This window comes from Paenibacillus sp. XY044 (genome assembly GCF_002257645.1).
GTDB lineage: Bacteria > Bacillota > Bacilli > Paenibacillales > Paenibacillaceae > Paenibacillus_AQ.
Map to the genome: position 1 here is coordinate 193,555 of NZ_NQMO01000009.1, position 18,203 is coordinate 211,757.

Sequence of the window (18,203 nt, forward strand, 5' to 3'; positions counted from 1 at the left end):
GAGCCACTGCAACCTACCATCGGCGGACGCGTCATTTGGATTCCGATTGCAATTGCTTGTATAACTCATTGGCCTGCTTTTCGATTTCACTCCCGCCTTGATCATAATATTTTTGAATAAACTCATCGTATTTTTCGACGGGCCAGATGCCTGTAATGATTTTGATCAAATACTCCTGGTACAGCTTTTGCTCCAGATCCGGGTAATCAATCTCGGCTTGGACGGTATTCCACATGGCATTTTTAATCAAATTCTGGTTTACGCTCTCAATAGCGTTTCTGACCGGTTCTGCAGCCCAGCGGCGGTCTATGATATATATCATCCGGATCGGATTGGAGTACCCCCTTTTGTACAGCTCGGAATAAGGCGTAATCTGCTTAATGGAGTTGGTGGCCTGGTCGTAGGTAAAATCCTTCCCTTCCACACCGTACAGTAGCAGGTTAAATCCACCACCCGCTTCGTCGTTCGCAATCCAGTCAAGGAACTGAAATAGCTTCGCAGGGTCTTGGGCTTTGGCAGATACTGCACGCAGTGGCGAAGAGCTTAAGCCGTTGACCTCAGGGTAGCCTTGCTTGCCTGACGGCCCTTTCGGGGCAGTCAGCATTTCGATTTTTGCATTCGGATTTGCTTTGAATATCGATTCTGCGACCGAGCTGCCGCTCTTATCCACGTAATACCCATCGCCAAACCATAATCCGATTTCCGAGTTGGTGATCTTTTCGTCCATTTGCTTGCTTTCCATGATCGGAAAATCTTTATCAATGAGGCCTTCTTTGTACCACTGCTGCAGAACAGCCAGCGCCTCCTTCATTTCAGGCAGGACCAGTCCCTTCTTGATCTGGCCGTCGACTTCGGTCCAGTACCCTGGAATAATGCCGAATGCACCAAATATCGCACCAAAATCAGTCGTTTTCGAAGCGCCTAATCCGGCGGTATCCTTCTTGCCATCTTTGTCGGGATCCTGCGAAACGAATGCCTTCAGCACATCATGAAGCTCATCCAGCGTGGTCGGCTGTTTCAGGCCAAGAGCGTCGAGCCAATCCTGGCGAACGTCAAGGCCTCCAACCGTTGGGAAATTAAAAGATTCGGGCCGGGTGCCGTTCGGAATGGCGTAAATTTTCCCGTCAAATGTTACCTGCTTCCAATATGGTTCCGGAATCGCCTTCATTAGATGAGGAGCACTTTTTAAATAATCGTCGATCGGCTGAACCAAGCCTTGTTCGACAAACCGCGAGAGCGTTTTGGAATCGATGTCAAAGTAATCGGGAAGCTCGCCCGATGTGGCCAGAAGATTCAGCTTGGTGTTGTAGTCGTCCCCGCTGGACAAGGACAGTTTATAGTCGAACCCCGTGATGCCGGCTTTTTCAAGTCCCTTTAAAATTTCCTGCCTGCCCTCTCCCCCGTCGGCCGGGTACTCGGGAGTCGAAGAATTCCGCAAAAATTGATAGGTAATGGTCTTCCCTTGGCCCGCCTTTGCATCAAGGGAACCCGATGGAGCAGCGCTTTCCCCTTTGCTGCAAGCCGTTATGGCGGAAGTCATCGTGATCGCGCAAACCATGATGGATAACCGTTTTTTTATGCTCATTGAATATTGCCCCCTTCAGTTTTTCGTTTCCATAGGTCATTAAGCTTTTACAGAACCGAGAAGAGCTCCCTTGATGAAATAACGCTGTAAAAACGGATATACAGCCAGGATCGGTATCAATGAGACGAAAATGGTGGCGGCAATGACCGATTCGCTTGAGGTCTCCGTCAATTGTCCAAGCTGCTGCGCTTCATTTTGCCCCATGATGATTTGCCGAAGCAGCACGGGGAGCGTCGTCAATTCCTTGTCGCTCATATAAATGAATGATTGGAAGAAGTTGTTCCATAGCCCTACCGCCATCCAAAGAGCGAGCGTAGCCAATACCGGCTTGCAAAGCGGTAAAATGATCGCAAAAAATACCCGGTACGGATTGGCTCCATCGATCATCGCTGACTCTTCCAGTTCTTCCGGCAAGGAGCGCATAAAGCTGATCATGATAATCACGTTAAAGGCCGAAATCAAATTCAGCGCGATGACGACCCAAATCGTATTGACCAAGTGCAACTCCCGCATGACCAAATAGGTCGGAATCAAACCACCGCTGAAAATCATCGTAAACAGAACTAACGACATAAACGCATTTTTCCAAGGAAGCGTCCGTTTCGTGAGGGGGTATGCCGTAGTAGACGTGAACAAAAGGCTTAGGAAGACGCCGACAACGGTAATAAAGATCGAGTTGCCATAAGCGTTCCAGATATAGTCGGTATGGAGGATCGTCTTATACGCACTGAACGTAAATTCGCGCGGCCACAAAAACAGCCCTCCGCGAATCGCCTCCTCCTTGGAACTAAGGGACAGCGAGATCTCCCTCCATAGCGGGTACAGCATGATGGCAGCCAGCAAGGCCAGAAATAGAATATTGACGGAGTCGAATAGGCGCGAAGAAAATGATTTATTCTTCATATTGGATTCACCTCACCAAATCCCATGGCCGGTCAGCCGTTTGGAAATCCGGTTTGTAATCAGCAGCATGACCAGTCCAATAACGGATTGAAACATTCCCGCTGCCGTAGCAAAGGAGAACCGCCCCATCGATATTCCAACGCGGTATACATACGTTTCGAGTACGTCCGCCACGCTGTAAACAAGCGGATTGTACAATACGAAAATTTGGTCGAAGCCAACATTCAGAATATGACCGGTGCGCAGAATAAGCAAAACCACGATGGTACCCGCGATGGAGGGAAGAGTAATGTGCCAAACCAGCTGAATACGATTCGCCCCATCGATTCGCCCGGCATCGTATAAATCAGGGCTGATTCCCGTGATTGCGGCTAGATAGATAATCGTCCCCCACCCGACTTCTTTCCACAAGTCCGATGCTACAAGGAGGCTGCGGAAGCTTCCGGGATCCATGAGCGGAGACGTGGATATGCCCAAAAATTCAAGTAATCCGCCGCCGGTTGAAAACAAAGAAAACAAAATCCCCCCCAAAATCACCCATGATACAAAGTGCGGAAAATATACGATCGTTTGTATAATTCGCTTGAAGCCGGAATGGAACACTTCGTTCAATAGCAAAGCCAAAATAATGGGTGCAGGAAAGTTGAAAACCAATTTGTACAAACTGATGATCAGCGTGTTCCTCAATGCCACCCAAAAGTCAGGAGAATCAAACAGAATACGAAACCACTTCAGACCGGTCCAGTCGCTGCCAAAGATTCCTTCCGATAGCTTGAAATCCTTGAATGCGATCGTGATGCCGAACATTGGCCAGTAGTTAAATAAGAGCAAGTAAATAATTCCGGGGGCCAACAGGATCAAATAATGTTTATGCTTTCTGACACGTTTGAACCAATTCGACAAGGCAGACGGTTTGCGTGCGGCCTTTGCGGCCGGGTTGACGGATAAGCCCAAATGCAGTTCCTCCTTTCAACGGATAATTTGATTGCGCTTACATCTTAACCGTCGCAGGTAGTGGAGGAACATCATCATTATTTGATATCGATGGCTGAAAACCCGCATCCTTCAAGATTCGTTCAAAAAATGCACATCCATTTCAAGAATGATCCATCGATCTTTTACGGTATTCGCCCGGCGTTGTGCCTTCGAACTTTTTGAATGAACGGATATAGGTATGAACATCGTTGTAACCGACTTGTTCGATGATTTGCTGCAGTGTTTTACGATGATCTTTGAGGAGAGTTTTACTGATATTCAAACGGTATTCCGTCAAATACTCCTGCGGCCGTTTACCGACCTCAGCTTTGAAAATGCGGCTCAAATAAGACGGACTAATCCCAAGCGAGGCAGCCACGTCAGAAATGGAAATGTTTTCGGCGTAATGATTCTCAATATACGTGATCGCCTGATGGACGATCGCCCCATACTCTTCATCTTTCCTGCGCAGGGTTTCCAAATACAAAATGACCTGATCCGTTTGGCTGACCAGTAATTGGCGCAGCTCGTCTCTGTTCTGGCAATGCTGCAGCTGAAGCAAGTCAACTTCGTTCATCAACGGCCCAATATCAAATCCTTCCTGAACCAGAGAACTGATGACATGACTCATTAATACAAGGATCGTTTGCAGCAGTTTGGGATAGGGGTAGACGCTATTTTCTAAATACCGGTCGAACATTTCAGTAATATAGCTTTCGGCCGCATCACGGTCCGTGGACAAAATAGCATTCATAATCAGTTTTTGATATGCAGCCGGATACTGGTAATGAACATTCTCCTCCATCGGCTTGGAAAAATAGATATCGGTTTCCATGAAAGCTTTATAGACAATCATTCGTTTCACTTGCTCGAAGCCTTCATGAAGCTGTTCCAAGGGGTAAACGGAACTGATACAGAAGGATACGGTGGCATCAATGCGATTTCGGGCGAGATTTTGTATGCTTCGGCAAACGTCTTCAAGCCTTGCCATCTGAAATGCATCCATTTCTTCATGTTCCAAATTGACAATAAATCCGATCTTTTGCCGATCCAATATGGTGCCGGCAGAAGGAATACCCACTCCGAGCGCATCCTCAGCCAGGCTGTACAAATATAACAGCTGGTTCGCGATTTTCCCTTGATGGTCCATCGATTCATCGATCATGACGAGCACGGCAAAGTAAGGATACACAAATTGAATTCCTGCTTCGCGAAACCTCACAGTGATATCGGAGGATTCCACGCGATGATCATGGAGCAGCTCATGAACCAATTGATAACGTACGATCGGCTCATTTTTGCGGATGACCGCCAATAGATCATGGATCGCGTAGTTCACAAACGCGTAAGGATCCCGGCTCTCGCCCGTGAATACAAAACCCTTAAGCCTTTCGGCTAAGCGTCTCCATGGCATGTACATCATCGATGCAAGGTAATACGATACCCCAACCCCCGCAGCCGCGACGATGAGAAGGATCATTGCCGCCTGTTTATAGGCATCCGTTACCTGTTTGTCATATGCTGCAAAAGGAGACAACTGGATGATGACAAATCCGCTGGACGGCAGCTTATATGCCGATACAAAAAAATCTGCGCCTCCTATTGTTCTCCTTTCCGATTGTACGGTCCCGGCCTGCAGTGAATCCGCTATTTTTTCGGCATCCAATCCTTGGATCGGCTCGGATATCATGCGTCCTTCCGGATCGAGTAAAACCATCGGCCCTACCTGATCTTTATGAAGGTTCATCCAGGTATTATAAAAGACGTCTTGCTGGACATTAAGCACCAGAATCCCCAGCGGAGTAGACTGAACTGGCGGAATGGACCGGGCGAATGTCAGTATGTTACGACCGTCCTCACTTGGTAAGGAACGCAAACCGATCCAGGAAGAGGACTTGTTCGTACTAACCGTATTCAGCCCCCGAAGAAAGGCGTTATCATAGAAATCAGCCTCGTCATAAATGCCTTCGTTCGTCGTCAGCACCTTCCTGTTTTGCAAAATATCAAGGTACAGCGAATGGAACAACGGATTAATCACCGTCCAGCTCCGCAACTGCTCCTTCGTCTGAGCATAATCGTAAGCCGATTGATCGAACGGATGCTTCAACAGATCCAGCACGCTCGGCGAGAGGGAAATTTGCAAAACCATTTGATTCATTTGATCCAAGAGAATGTCCAAGTTGCGCGAAGAGCGATCCAAATAAGTTCGGGAGGAGCTCTCCAACTGTCCGCGCGCGTCATGTTTGATGCGGTATACCTGAAACGAGAGCAATATCAACGTTGGAATTAAGATCGTAATAAGGAATAGGAGCAGATGTTTATGAAAAACGAATTTCACTTCTTTTCGTTTAAGGAACATTCTAATCGTTACCCCCATGATTTACGGAATGCTTCGATCATCTACTGTTCATATCATAGTTTGATTAAATATTAGATTTGAGGACCCAGTCCAACGTAAAAGCTTTAAAAGATATATCCATGTTATTCCAATCGTCATAATCGAACACCCGCTCATAGAGGATCCCGATCTCTCCGTTTGCCAGGATGGTTAGACAGGAATAGCCAAAAAAACCGTCGTCCAGCACCCTGCTGTAAGGCCAAGTCTTCCCTCCATCTTCGCTCAAGCGAACAGTTCCCTTGACTCTCGTCGTTTCATCGTTCGGATTGGAGAATAATACGCGAACTTTACCATCCCCTAGATCAGGATATAGAATGACGCTGGATTGACAGGTCGGATCCGTTAGAGCCCTATCAAAGTAAACTTCGCCCCATGTTTGTCCGCCATCCTGACTCGTAGCAACGGCCGTTCGCTGCATCCCCGAATGATTTCTCATAAAACACTTCAGTTCCCCTGAAGGTAACTCGATCACCTGGGATTCGGTTAAATTATGCTTATTGTCGGAAAGCGTTTTTGCAGACAGAACCATGCCTTCCAGTACCCTGCCGTCATTAGGTGACTCCCCACGCTGCCAAGTAACGCCGTGATCATCGCTATATATACATGCACATGACATTTGCCCATCTTTGTTAGAAAAATAGATAGGGAAAACCAAACGTCCCGCAAACTCCTCATGCGCCATTTGAACCCCACGCCCGGGTCCGGCACCAATAAAACGCATCCATTCTTCCTTCACCATCGGGTTCAAATCTCTTGGCGCAGACCACGTTAACCCGTCGTCCTCACTTTGAATGATTTGCAGAAACGAAGTCCTTGCTTCAAGCATGCTTTCGTTAGGATCAATCCCTTTTTTATAATAGATATTTCCTTGGGGTTGACCGTTTTTGAACAGATAGCCTTGTTCATCCACTTGATAATCGGTTACATTCCCCTCCACATCGAACACTAGCCCATCGTGCGCGAGCGCAAATCCTTTTCCGTCTCGGTCAAAAAGCTCTCTACGACCTTCCGAATCGAAACCGCTCCCCGGTTCGCTGCTCCATAATCCGATTCCCCCAGGAGTGTGACAATAAAGCATAAATATCGTTCCCGTTTGTTTATCTTGAAGCAATGAAGTATCGATCGCCGCGGCCCCATCAAGCCCTTCGCCTGGAAATGAAACCAGCTTCTGAACTGCTCCCCACGTCTTGCCATGATCGACGCTTCGTCTAATGGTCGTGTCGATTTGATTGGGATTATCGGTTTGATCCATGATTCTTGCATCGATTCCCGCAATAACCGTCCCCCTCACTGTCGTCATCAGAGATGGAATGCGATATGCTTTGGATCCAGCCAAGTTCGGATAATAAATAGCCTCGGAACGAATACATGACATTCTCACTCACTCCTTCGGTTGTTTGCATTCATTATAGGCGAGCGGAATCCATAATCGCTACTGGACTTATGTATTGATACACGTATATTTTTTAGACTTTAATCTGAAACGACAACCCAAACCAGACGTAAAACCCAGAGTATGAATCTTTAAAAATAGGTAGGAAACAGACCGAACGCAGGATGCCCGATTAGCGCATCAAGACGGGGAGTTTTTTACAAAATGGAGGGAAAATCATTTGTTCACCACAAACAAAGCATTGCGCTTTGGCATGCTTATCGTATTACTATTTTTAATTATTTTCTTAGGATCCAAGGTGAGTTTTGTATTTCGTCCGATCATTGCATTAATTCAGGTAGTAGCAATTCCACTGCTTCTCTCGGTATTTTTCTACTATTTGCTCAGGCCGCTGGTTAAGTTAATGGAAAAATATAAAGTAAACCGGACTATGGCTATTTTGATTATTTATGTCATTTTCGCCATTGCCATCGTTTGGTTTATTTTTAGCAAATGGCCTTTACTATACGGGCAGTTTATAAGCTTTCTTGATAATGTCCCAAGTCTCTTGAGTGCAGTGGGGGATCAAATCAATGAGCTTGAGAAGAACGAATTCCTCTCATCCTTATTTCCGGCAACTGAGAACAATGGACTCTCCTCGATCACCAATTACTTAAATAAAGGCTTTTCTTTCTTGTCGAATTATTTAGGCGGTTTGTTTTCTTTTGTATCTAATTTTACGATTATCCTTTTCACCTTCCCCATTCTCCTGTTTTTCATGCTAAAAGAAGGAGAGAGGTTTGGAAATTTACTTGTACGCGCAACGCCAACTCGTTATCAAAACGATTCCCGTGAGATTGTCACAGGAATTGACCACATGTTAAGCGGATTTATTGTCGGAAGAGTGATCGTCAATCTTTCGTTGGGCGTCTTAATGTATATCGGCTTCCTAATTATTGGCTTACCCTATGCTTTCTTGCTTACGGTCATATCGGTTATTGCAAACTTTATTCCCTTTATCGGAGCAATCCTGTCTGCGATCCCGATTGTCATCGTAGGGCTGACACAGTCGCCGGCGACAGCTATATGGTCGCTTGTCATTATTCTTGTTGCTCAGCAAGTCCAAGATAACTTGATTGCTCCCTATGTATTCGGGAAAAAGCTGGATATTCACCCTCTTACAACCGTCATACTTGTTCTGGCTGCCGGCAATATCGGGGGAATCATTGCGATGATTATTATCATTCCCGTTTATATGATGCTGAAAATCATTGCGGTTCGCGTCTTCTCTCTATTTTTCAAAGATAAATGGATGAAGCTGTAAGGTGAAATGATTTAGCATAATGTAAAAAGCATAGGTTTTACAAAGATGCGGATAGCTGCTAAGGCAGAAGCCAAGAGTATTTTCATACTTTTGGCTTCTTTTTTTAGAGTGCAATTTAGTCTTCGATTGCCTGTTGCTTTCCTTGTTTTACTATTTCACGCCCGCTTTTTGTACGCCCGCATCGCAAAGTAATAAGCTACCAGCATAATTCCGACGCACCACGCAAGCGCGATCCATAGATCATGGCCCACGGGCTGACCTGACAGCAGCGCACGGATGGATTCCACGATTGAAGTGACCGGCTGGTTTTCGGCAAAAGCGCGAACTACCTTCGGCATCGAATCGGTCGGCACAAAGGCCGAGCTGATAAACGGCAGGAAGATCAGCGGATAGGAAAATGCGCTTGCACCTTCCACCGATTTTCCGGACAATCCGGCAATCGCCGCGACCCAAGTCAATGCCAGCGTAAATAGCATGAGTATTCCGGTTACAGCGAGCCAAGGCAGGATTCCTGCCGACGAGCGAAAGCCCATAATGAGCGCTACGAGAATGATGACGACAAGAGAGATGACGTTGGATACCAGCGAGGTCAGAACGTGCCCCCACAGCACGGCGGAGCGCGCAATCGGCATGGAGTGGAACCGCTCAATGATGCCCCGCTGCTTATCCATAAACAGGCGGTAAGCTGTATAGGATATACCGCTTGCAATCGCAATCAGCAGGATGCCAGGCAGCAGGTAATTCACATAATTATCCGTACCGGTTTGGATTGCGCCGCCAAACACATAGACAAACAGCAGCATCATCGCAATCGGTGTAATGCAGACTGTGATGATGGTGTCCATGCTGCGAAAAATATGGCGCATGGAGCGCCCAAGCATAACGCCCATATCGCTAAAAAAGTGATTCTTCACTGTCTCCATTTACATTGCCTCCTTCTTTCCGACGATTGCGAGGAATATTTCCTCTAACGACGGCTGTTTTTCCACATACTCGACCTTCGCTTGCGGGAACAGCTTTTTTAGCTCCGGGAGCGTGCCATTAGCAATAATCCTACCTTCGTGGAGAATGGCGATTCGGTCGGCAAGTTGCTCAGCCTCATCCAGATACTGAGTGGTTAGAAATATCGTCGTGCCGCCGCCCGCCAGTTCCTTGACGGTCTTCCAAACCTCGATGCGAGCCTCGGGGTCAAGCCCGGTAGTCGGCTCGTCGAGGAAAATGATTTGCGCTTCTCCCACAAGGCTCAAGGCGATATCGAGCCTGCGGCGCATACCACCCGAATAAGTAGATGCCTTTCGATCCGCAGCATCTGTCAAGCCGAAGCGTTTAAGCATGTGATCCGCAACCTGACGCGGATTTTTCAGGTGACGCAGCTTGGCGATCATGATAAGATTCTCCCGCCCGGTCAAAATCTCGTCCACGGCGGCAAATTGCCCGGTCAGACTGATCGAGTGCCGCACATTCTCGGGTTTTGACGCGACGTCGAATCCGTTGACGGTGGCGGTACCTCCGTCCTGCTTAAGCAGCGTGGTGAGGATTCTGACAATCGTCGTCTTGCCCGCGCCGTTGGAGCCAAGCAGGGCGAAAATCTCACCTCGCTTCACTTCAAAGTCGACGCCCTTCAGGACTTCTGTGTCCTTGAATGATTTTCGCAGACCATTCACTTCAATGGCTTTTTCCATCCCGGTCCCCCCTTACTTTTTTTTATCCGCAACTTTTTTCTTGGCCTTGTTACCTTCTTGGCCAACAGATTCTTGATAGATGTCAGCGTAAGTTTTCGAATCTTTGATTAGATCGTCGCAGAAAGCCGCTACGTCACTGCCCGTCACGTCGAGCACGCCTTTCCCCAACGCCGCGCCCTCTTCAAAAAGATCGATAATTCCCGATAGCAAACCCGTCCCTTCGGTTAGCTCAACAGGGCCGACCTTAAAGAGATATTTTTGAATCTCTTTATACACCATTTGATAATCCCGCGGGAGCGCTTTGACACGCGCCACGTGCGCTCGCCACTCTTTTTTGCCCTCGATGATATCTCGTATTCTCATGATGATCCTCCTCCTATTTATATAGAATGAACTGAAGAAAATAATGTTTTAAGGCCGTTTGGAGCCGTAGTAACAGGGAGCTCATATCAAAACCTTAGCTCATTCTATTTGCCTAATTTTTTAGCGATATTGTGGTTGAGTTGATCGCGCCACTTGTCGCGAAAGGACTTTGCCCCTTCTTCACCGGCCAGCGCTGAACAGAAGCCTTTGATATCGTCACCCAAAACCTCTTGGACACTCTGACCGTCCGCTGCCGTTTCTTCGAGCAGGCCAAGCACACCGTCAAGAATTGGCATGAGGTTGCGACCGGTGAAATCGGAGTGAGGCCAAAGATGGGCATTAATTTTTTCCCATGCCGCTTGATAATCAGCTGGCAGCTTTTTAGCTCGCGATTCAAAAGTTTTCAATTCCTTAGTCATGTCGCTTCCGGTGATCTTTTCCCAAAAATTCATTACTTTTCCTCCTTCAACTCGTTGATTTTTGATGATACGAACTCCCATTTTTCCCAGAACTTCCGCAGCTCCTCGCGTCCCGCATCGTTGATCGCGAAAAACTTTCGCGGCGGTCCCATGTCGGAGGGCTTTTTGGTGATCTCCACCAACTTGTTTTTTTCAAGCCGGATCAGGATGGTGTATACCGTTCCCTCCACAACATCTGTGAAGCCGAGGGCGTTCAGCCGCCGCGTGATTTCGTAGCCGTAAGTTTCTTTGCGGCTTATAATTTCCAGGACGCAGCCCTCAAGCACGCCTTTCAGCATTTCCGTTAGGTTTTCCAGCACAATCACTCCTTGCTATTCTGTATGACTGGTATAAAGTAATACTTACTACCGCTATAAAGTATCACGCAGTAGTCGGATTGTCAATAGCCGTTTGCTGCTGCCGTCCTGTGATGATTGAACTATTGGTACCCGTTAGTTCAATCGTATGACCCATAAATTTTCATCCCAATATGGATATCCAATAAATCTGGTTATTTAAGGTTTGTACCTTTACAGAGTTGACAGGCCGGGAGTGTTTAGCTTGTATCATTTCTTTTGAATATGTAATAATATATATTATTCAAATTTCTGAATTTTAGGGGAGAACAATATGTATCACGAAATACAGGATTTCAAGGCCGATTTTTTCAAGGCATTAGCCCACCCACTGCGCATAAGTATTCTTGAGGTATTAGTTAAGGGAGACAAAAACGTTAATGAGATACAGACTATTCTAGGTAGCGAGGGTTCAGCCGTTTCACAGCAATTAGCGATATTGAGAAGTAAAAACGTTGTCCGTGGCATTAAAGACGGAACCTCAGTAATATACACGCTAACAGACCCATTGATCAAAGATCTCCTCGTTGTTGCCAAACAAATTTTTGACAATCATCTTGTAAATGCTATTTCCATGTTAGAAAACATAAAGAAACAGTGATTCCCCAAAAAGAGGAAGTAAATCGAATTCTTGATTTACTTCCTCTTTTTTTATTCCGTATGAATCTTTCTAATGCAACAAGGCAATTGACACTTCAATATTTTAGATATATGATTTTATTTGTTTTCAAATAATCAGATATTTGAAATGGTGGGAATTGATTTGAAATTCATTTTTAACGGAAGATTCCAAGGCTACAATCGAAAACACTTTCAAAACGACTTGGTTTCAGGTTTAATTGTGGGAATTGTCGCTATTCCATTAGGGATGGCATTTGCAATTGCTTCAGGGGTAAAACCTGAATATGGATTGTATACAACAATCGTAGCAGGAATAATCATCTCTTTGCTCGGGGGTTCAAAATTCCAGATTGGCGGACCAACAGGAGCATTTATTCCGATTCTATTTGCTATTGTTATGCAGTATGGTTACGAAGATTTGCTCATTGCAGGTTTTCTGGCAGGAGTTATTTTGCTTTTCATGGGACTATTCAAATTTGGGGGTGTCATTAAATATATTCCTCGTCCTGTAACCATCGGATTTACGACAGGAATTGCTGTCACGATTTTCACGGGGCAAATTGCCAATTTCCTTGGATTAAGCAATCTTCAAAAACATCAAGATTTTCTGTCCAATATGAAGGAATTAGGCCTCCATATTTCAACAATCAATATTTACAGCATTTTAACTGCTGTCATTTGTTTGGTGTTCATCCTTTTAACACCCAAGTTTTTTCCTAAAGTTCCTGGCTCATTAGTGGGAATATTGGTTTCCACTATTGCAGCAACCATTTTCTATCCGGACAAAGTAGCAACGATAGGTTCTACCTACGGTTCTATTCCAAATAGTATGCCTAACATTCATTTTCCTGCACTTTCCATAGAACACATTCAATCTTTAATTAAACCGGCATTTGTAATAGCCATGCTAGGTGGAATTGAATCCTTACTTTCTGCCGTAGTCGCTGATGGAATGTCAGGAACTAGACATAACAGCAATCGTGAATTAATTGGTCAAGGTATTGCAAATATGATAACGCCATTATTCGGAGGTATCCCTGCAACAGGAGCTATTGCTCGAACTGCAACAAATATTAAAAGTGGTGCCAAGTCTCCTCTCTCAGGGATCATTCACGGTCTTATTGTACTATTGGTTTTATTTTTATTTGCTCCATTTGCATCGAACATTCCTCTAGCCAGTATGGCGCCCATTTTAATGGTTGTTGCTTGGAATATGAGCGAACGCAAAGTATTTGCTCATGTTTTAAAAACCAGAACAGCAGAATCAATCGTGTTACTTATTACATTCATTCTTACTATTTTTACAGATCTAACGACTGCTGTTGAAGTCGGTTTAGTTTTGTCTGGTATCGTTTTTGTAGTACATATGAGTAACCTCCTTATTACCAAAAAGGTTTTGCCTGATCCTGCAGATAAAAATAAAAAAGTATCGGCTCATATCGTTAATGAACAAAATAATTGTCCCCAAATGAGTATCTACACCGTCGAAGGAGCATTGTTCTTTGGAGTAGCCACGATGTTTGAAAAGTCTATTATGGACGAAATGAAGTACAAACCAAAATTGTTAATACTGAAAATGGGTAATGTCTCCTATTTGGACTCCACAGGAGAATCCAATTTATCAAGTGTTATCAAGCATTTTAGAATGCATGGTGGCATGATAATTATTTCGGAAATACAAGATCAACCGCGCCGAATGCTTCGCAAAACAAAATTAGACGAATACATTGGAATGGAACATTTTTTTAAAAACACAGGTGATGCGCTTAGCTTTGCATTAACAAAGCTTGATCATGCTCAATGTATTGGATGCAAACAATTTGCATTCCATGAATGTGATGATTTGTCCAGCGAGAATATTCAGCAATTAGCTGATTAAGGTGAGTTGTTGACACCAGTGTATAAGGAAAGTCCAGGAACATGTGGGCATGCCTTCGCCTCGCTAAAAGACAAGCATGGTCATTTCCTGGCGCGCTGCCGGGCTTGAGTCTGCCGCTGCCTAAATAAAGCACTTTGGTACTACTATTTTTGTATATATTTCCTATACAATAATCCCAATAAATGGATCATTATCCCTGCAGCAAACACAATTACCGCCGTTCTAATACTTCCTAATTTAAGGGCAACAACTAAAATAGAGAAGCCTATCGTAATTCGACCTAATAAGTGGATGTATTTGAAAATTATAAAATCCCCCCCATACCTTGAACGCAGCCGGGATCGTGCCATCGGTAAACAACCGTTTTCCACTGCGAAATAACCAGACTCATCGAAGGCAGCCGGCTTTGGGGTCGGCTGCCTTCAAATGTCTTTATTGAGCTATAGTGATATTCATGCGCCCGTTTACAGATAAAGCATACCCATCCTATTAATCTTCGATGCTTACCAGTTCCCCTTTGACAATGTGATACTTGCTCAATACAATTTTCTTTCCGTCGGCATCTTCCACGGCAATAAGATTTACGGCGACACCTGAAAGGCGCCATTCAAGCGAACCTTCAATTCGAATGTTTTGAGCAGTTCACCGTTTGTTAATGTAATATGGTAAATATGAACCTTCTTATCATCCTTCTTATTCAAAATGCATGCTCCTCCTCTTGTAAAACAAATGACCTATAGGTATTTCTTCGTTCATACCATGAATGCCTTCCATTTTTCTTTATTCTTATTCCTTAAAATGAGTCGATCGTTGAAAAGGATTCAGCACCATCTCGATACTGACCTGGTGTCAAACCTTCAGCCTTTTTGAATATCCGGATGAAATAGGATGGTTGATACCCGACCCTCTCCTTCTCATATCCCAATCCCAGCAAAATTTGATTCATCACGCCATTTCGAGGCGATAAAATAAGGATCGTAATTCCGGCGATAATCACCCACGACAAAAAGTGCGGCAAATAAACGATGGATTGCAGCGACTTTTTGAAGAACTGGTTTCTTACCTCATTAAGAAGCAGTGCCAGTATGATCGGCAGCGGGAAGAAGAACAGTAAATTAAGCAGATTGATCGCCATTGTATTGCGAAACAATAACCAGAAATCTGGATTGGAGAAAAAACGTTGAAAATGCTCCAATCCGACCCACTCACTGTTCCAAAAACCAAGAAAGGGAGAGTAGTTCTGAAAGGAAATGATGATCCCCCACATGGGTACATACTTAAAAATCAAAAAGAACATAATTCCGGGCAGGGCAAGTAAATAGAGCTGCCGATCACGACGCAATGCTGACAGCAACGGTTTTCCTTGCATGTTTGTGATACCTCCATTCAAATACGGTCTGTCGAACATACACTCACTCTAGGACCTGCCCGAATTTCCTTCAATAAGACATTTTCTAAGTCGCTTCTAACGGACATCTCGGAATAAAACACCTAAAGGTTTTCGGAATTTCAGAAGCGGCATGGAGAAAGAATGTACGTTGGAACAGGAAATAAAAGACTGATCTATGTGGTTCTCATTCAACCTTCTGTAACTCTGCCAGCGCCTTTTAGCCAGACGAAAAAGCAGTCGTAATTTAGCTGACTGCTTTTTCGTTCAGCTATCCTTTCGTTAGCTAAAAAAAGGCGATGCTGCCGAAGGCCTCTTGGAGTCAGTATTCATATTAAGCCTACCTATTAAACTCACCTTTAACTTAAAAGAAAGTTAAAAATATAAGAAGCCGTTAGTTAATGCTAACAGCTTCTTATATTGTTGATTTTATTTACTAAAAAATACTATCAATTTTAATTTTATGCCATATTTCTTGTAAGGAATTATCGTTGAATTTTGCATTTTCCAACAACTCATTAACATTGCCATAAGTAGAATACTCTTCATTTCCAAATTTAGTTACGTGCCATCCAGTATTATTGTAGCTAATAGAATATCTTCCTCCATCCAAAAGGAATTCTATTTCATGCCCCATATTTAAATCTTCAATAAACTCTTGATAGGTATATTCCAAAACTAACACTCCCTTTTCTTTATTTCCATCCGCTTCCTGGAGGTTTTTTCGTCCAATCCCATACATGAGTATGTGGCACTTTTGGATGTTCTTTAGGATTATCATGATTGGTATAGTCTATATCCTTTTTAGCATTATGAATATCAGCTGCTCTTAAAGCTGGTGCTAGCAACAAATGGGTTAAAAAAAAGCAATTGCTTTGACATAACAGCAAGTTATGGAATTTCAACATCTATTGGAGACGGCGTTACAGCACTCAAATTTTTATATCCGTTTTGTAGAACCAGATAGAAATAAACCTCCGCGTACTCCGATGTCCTCACCAAGGACAAACACTTTTATCCTCTGGAGCCGCATCTGGCGCACAGCTAGCATACTCCAATGCTTCATCTACTTCGTTAGCGATCCGTTTATACATATCTATCTCTGCATTCTCTTCTAACAGCCCAATAAAGTCAAAGGAGGCAACGGTTTTATCGATTATAAGAACTGTACAGCTGTACGTGCAGCCGGAGGAAAAAATCCAACAAAAAAGACACCGCAAAGGTGCCTACACTTACTTTTTAGATGTAACTAATGAGCGTGTACTGATCAGGATGTAGACCATACTTTTCGGATAATTCGACTCTCACCATTTGTTCTATTGAACCCTTTAGCTGGTTGGTACTGACATTTCATCGACTCTATCCGATTTTTCACCGTTCACTCTAAAAGTAACATTTAACCTTTTCATGTGGACCGCATCCTCTTGTCTTTGTATTTATCTTTTCCGCTATGTTAATCTCTTCTGCATAATCCAATGAAACAACTAATGGTACCTAACAAAATGACTATGAAGCTTAAGCTTGGAAATCTAAATTTAAAATCTACAATTAAATTAAAAACTAAGCCAAGTAATATAAGTTCCCCACCAATTAACATGATCTTTTTTCCAGTTAAATTATGCCGAAAAAATAAAACTGCAATAATAAGTCCAACTATAATTGTCACAATTAATAAGATACTTATGAATTCAAATCCAGTTTCCGTTAATTGGAAAATTCGATAAAAGGAATCCGTTTCCCGCCCTACTTCGGACATTTTATCCCTCCAAGATACACATCAGAATACTCATCTATAAAAACTCCATTCCATTAATTCTAATCTCTAGGATAGTTAATCTCCATGATATCCATAAAAGGGACCTTGGTAATAACTCCATCCTTCTTGATGTGTACTTTTCCAGTCCGAGAGTCCATTTGATCTATCTGACCTCTTACCGGCTCTTCCCAACCCCACACAGTAAGTAGAATATCTGATCCTTCTTGATAAGCCTCTGTAAGCTGATTACCTATCTCCTCTAATACAAATTCATCCCTTGTCGGTCTCTTGGGAGTCTTTGATTTGACCATCAGTCTCTCCTCCTCGTTGTAAAATGAGCAGTCCGTATAGGAGCGCTCCAAGACATTAATAACTCGTATAATTTTACATTACAAAGTTACTTAAGAACAGAGTTACACATATCTACAATATATTGAATAATAACACAGCCTAATGCCCCCCTGTGTGTTGTCATAATTGGCGAGAAAAACCAACGGAAAAATGTTGATGCATCAAGGCATCGCTATTTCGCAAATATGGAAGCCCTCGCGTTGTTTTTGGCAACGGAGGAAATGGTATCAGGTTGACAGTAATCCGCTCCCTGTTGAATCCCAGGCTAAGGAGGATCCTAAAGAAAAAATTACGGTGTCCACAGAACAAACTTCCCCTCTCTTTCTTGTTCCAAAATAATCCCATTCGTAACAGAATTTATATTCTGTTACGAAAGAAGTATCTAAGAAAAAACCTTCATTCTCTCTCAGCAAGAGTTTGAAGGTTTTTTACGCGGCTGTAATCTTATTTGAACTAACGTTTCTCGTTAGCTTATTCATCGCCTTTGCGTTTCTTTCTCAATAAGTAATATTCAACTAAAGCCACGCCAGTTGAGGCACCAAATGAGACTAAAAATGCAGTACCGACATCCACATCCGGTTTAAATATCACGTTTAGAATAAGGTTTCCGATAAAGAAGACCGAAAACAAGGCTAAGAATCTAAGTCCTATTCGCTTCAAGGGGTTAACCTCCATTGGATATTATCTCACGGCTGCGTTTTTTTGCTTCCCATTCTCCCCGATAACCGTTGTATCTAATCTGCACGTTAGCTTAACGCCTACAGCCAGCTATAGCTATACGGGCATGAGATTA

At 43.9% G+C, this 18,203-nt stretch carries 18 protein-coding genes; 3 read left to right on the plus strand and 15 right to left on the minus strand.

The window, feature by feature from the left end; all coding sequences use genetic code 11:
* Positions 1 to 31: 31 nt before the first annotated feature.
* The 5 genes from CJP46_RS29000 to CJP46_RS29020 form a co-directional block, all read right to left on the minus strand.
* Entirely contained in the window at positions 32 to 1,585 is a 1,554-nt protein-coding gene (locus CJP46_RS29000; protein WP_094599111.1) for an extracellular solute-binding protein, read from the minus strand.
* A gap of 39 nt (positions 1,586 to 1,624) precedes the next feature.
* On the minus strand, positions 1,625 to 2,488 hold the full coding sequence (locus CJP46_RS29005; protein WP_094599112.1) for a carbohydrate ABC transporter permease: 864 nt from the start codon (positions 2,486 to 2,488) through the stop codon (positions 1,625 to 1,627).
* Between the two features lie 12 nt (positions 2,489 to 2,500).
* Positions 2,501 to 3,442: an ABC transporter permease gene (locus CJP46_RS29010; protein ID WP_143813051.1), complete on the minus strand. Its 942-nt coding sequence runs from the start codon at positions 3,440 to 3,442 to the stop codon at positions 2,501 to 2,503.
* A gap of 142 nt (positions 3,443 to 3,584) precedes the next feature.
* Positions 3,585 to 5,822, minus strand: a complete 2,238-nt coding sequence (locus CJP46_RS29015; RefSeq protein ID WP_179281374.1) for a helix-turn-helix domain-containing protein — start codon at positions 5,820 to 5,822, stop codon at positions 3,585 to 3,587.
* A gap of 64 nt (positions 5,823 to 5,886) precedes the next feature.
* Positions 5,887 to 7,236, minus strand: a complete 1,350-nt coding sequence (locus CJP46_RS29020) for a sialidase family protein (protein ID WP_094599114.1) — start codon at positions 7,234 to 7,236, stop codon at positions 5,887 to 5,889.
* Positions 7,237 to 7,474: 238 nt separating this feature from the next.
* Here CJP46_RS29020 and CJP46_RS29025 point away from each other — a divergent pair, with 238 nt between their 5' ends.
* Entirely contained in the window at positions 7,475 to 8,557 is a 1,083-nt protein-coding gene (locus CJP46_RS29025) for an AI-2E family transporter (RefSeq protein WP_306431103.1), read from the plus strand.
* A 155-nt stretch (positions 8,558 to 8,712) separates the two neighbouring features.
* Here CJP46_RS29025 and CJP46_RS29030 read toward each other — a convergent pair whose 3' ends face one another.
* The 5 genes from CJP46_RS29030 to CJP46_RS29050 form a co-directional block, all read right to left on the minus strand.
* Positions 8,713 to 9,480: an ABC transporter permease gene (locus CJP46_RS29030; RefSeq protein ID WP_094599115.1), complete on the minus strand. Its 768-nt coding sequence runs from the start codon at positions 9,478 to 9,480 to the stop codon at positions 8,713 to 8,715.
* The gene (locus CJP46_RS29035; protein ID WP_094599116.1) at positions 9,481 to 10,239 is read right to left on the minus strand and encodes an ABC transporter ATP-binding protein; all 759 of its coding nucleotides are present in this window, start codon (positions 10,237 to 10,239) and stop codon (positions 9,481 to 9,483) included.
* A 12-nt stretch (positions 10,240 to 10,251) separates the two neighbouring features.
* Positions 10,252 to 10,602, minus strand: coding sequence for a DUF1048 domain-containing protein (locus tag CJP46_RS29040; RefSeq protein ID WP_094599117.1), 351 nt, complete (start codon positions 10,600 to 10,602; stop codon positions 10,252 to 10,254).
* 104 nt (positions 10,603 to 10,706) lie between these two features.
* Entirely contained in the window at positions 10,707 to 11,054 is a 348-nt protein-coding gene (locus CJP46_RS29045; protein ID WP_094599118.1) for a DUF1048 domain-containing protein, read from the minus strand.
* Complete coding sequence (locus tag CJP46_RS29050) at positions 11,054 to 11,359, minus strand: PadR family transcriptional regulator (RefSeq protein ID WP_306431107.1); 306 nt, start codon at positions 11,357 to 11,359, stop codon at positions 11,054 to 11,056. Before CJP46_RS29050 ends, CJP46_RS29045 begins: the two co-directional genes overlap by 1 nt.
* A gap of 331 nt (positions 11,360 to 11,690) precedes the next feature.
* Between CJP46_RS29050 and CJP46_RS29055 the strand changes: the two genes are divergently transcribed.
* Both CJP46_RS29055 and CJP46_RS29060 read left to right on the plus strand, forming a co-directional pair.
* Positions 11,691 to 12,017, plus strand: a complete 327-nt coding sequence (locus CJP46_RS29055) for an ArsR/SmtB family transcription factor (RefSeq protein ID WP_094599120.1) — start codon at positions 11,691 to 11,693, stop codon at positions 12,015 to 12,017.
* 147 nt (positions 12,018 to 12,164) lie between these two features.
* Positions 12,165 to 13,916: a SulP family inorganic anion transporter gene (locus CJP46_RS29060; protein ID WP_094599121.1), complete on the plus strand. Its 1,752-nt coding sequence runs from the start codon at positions 12,165 to 12,167 to the stop codon at positions 13,914 to 13,916.
* A gap of 793 nt (positions 13,917 to 14,709) precedes the next feature.
* Here CJP46_RS29060 and CJP46_RS29070 read toward each other — a convergent pair.
* From CJP46_RS29070 to CJP46_RS29090, 5 genes are all read right to left on the minus strand, one after another.
* On the minus strand, positions 14,710 to 15,285 hold the full coding sequence (locus CJP46_RS29070) for an AraC family transcriptional regulator (RefSeq protein ID WP_143813052.1): 576 nt from the start codon (positions 15,283 to 15,285) through the stop codon (positions 14,710 to 14,712).
* A gap of 454 nt (positions 15,286 to 15,739) precedes the next feature.
* A complete protein-coding gene (locus tag CJP46_RS29075; RefSeq protein WP_218831065.1) occupies positions 15,740 to 16,045 on the minus strand; it encodes a hypothetical protein in 306 nt (101 codons plus the stop codon).
* 711 nt (positions 16,046 to 16,756) lie between these two features.
* Positions 16,757 to 17,059: a hypothetical protein gene (locus CJP46_RS29080; RefSeq protein WP_094599122.1), complete on the minus strand. Its 303-nt coding sequence runs from the start codon at positions 17,057 to 17,059 to the stop codon at positions 16,757 to 16,759.
* Positions 17,060 to 17,118: 59 nt separating this feature from the next.
* Complete coding sequence (locus CJP46_RS29085; RefSeq protein WP_094599123.1) at positions 17,119 to 17,370, minus strand: YolD-like family protein; 252 nt, start codon at positions 17,368 to 17,370, stop codon at positions 17,119 to 17,121.
* A gap of 511 nt (positions 17,371 to 17,881) precedes the next feature.
* Positions 17,882 to 18,070 carry a hypothetical protein gene (locus CJP46_RS29090; protein ID WP_094599124.1) on the minus strand — a complete coding sequence of 63 codons (189 nt, stop codon included), beginning with the start codon at positions 18,068 to 18,070 and terminating at the stop codon, positions 17,882 to 17,884.
* Between the last annotated feature and the right edge of the window lie 133 nt (positions 18,071 to 18,203).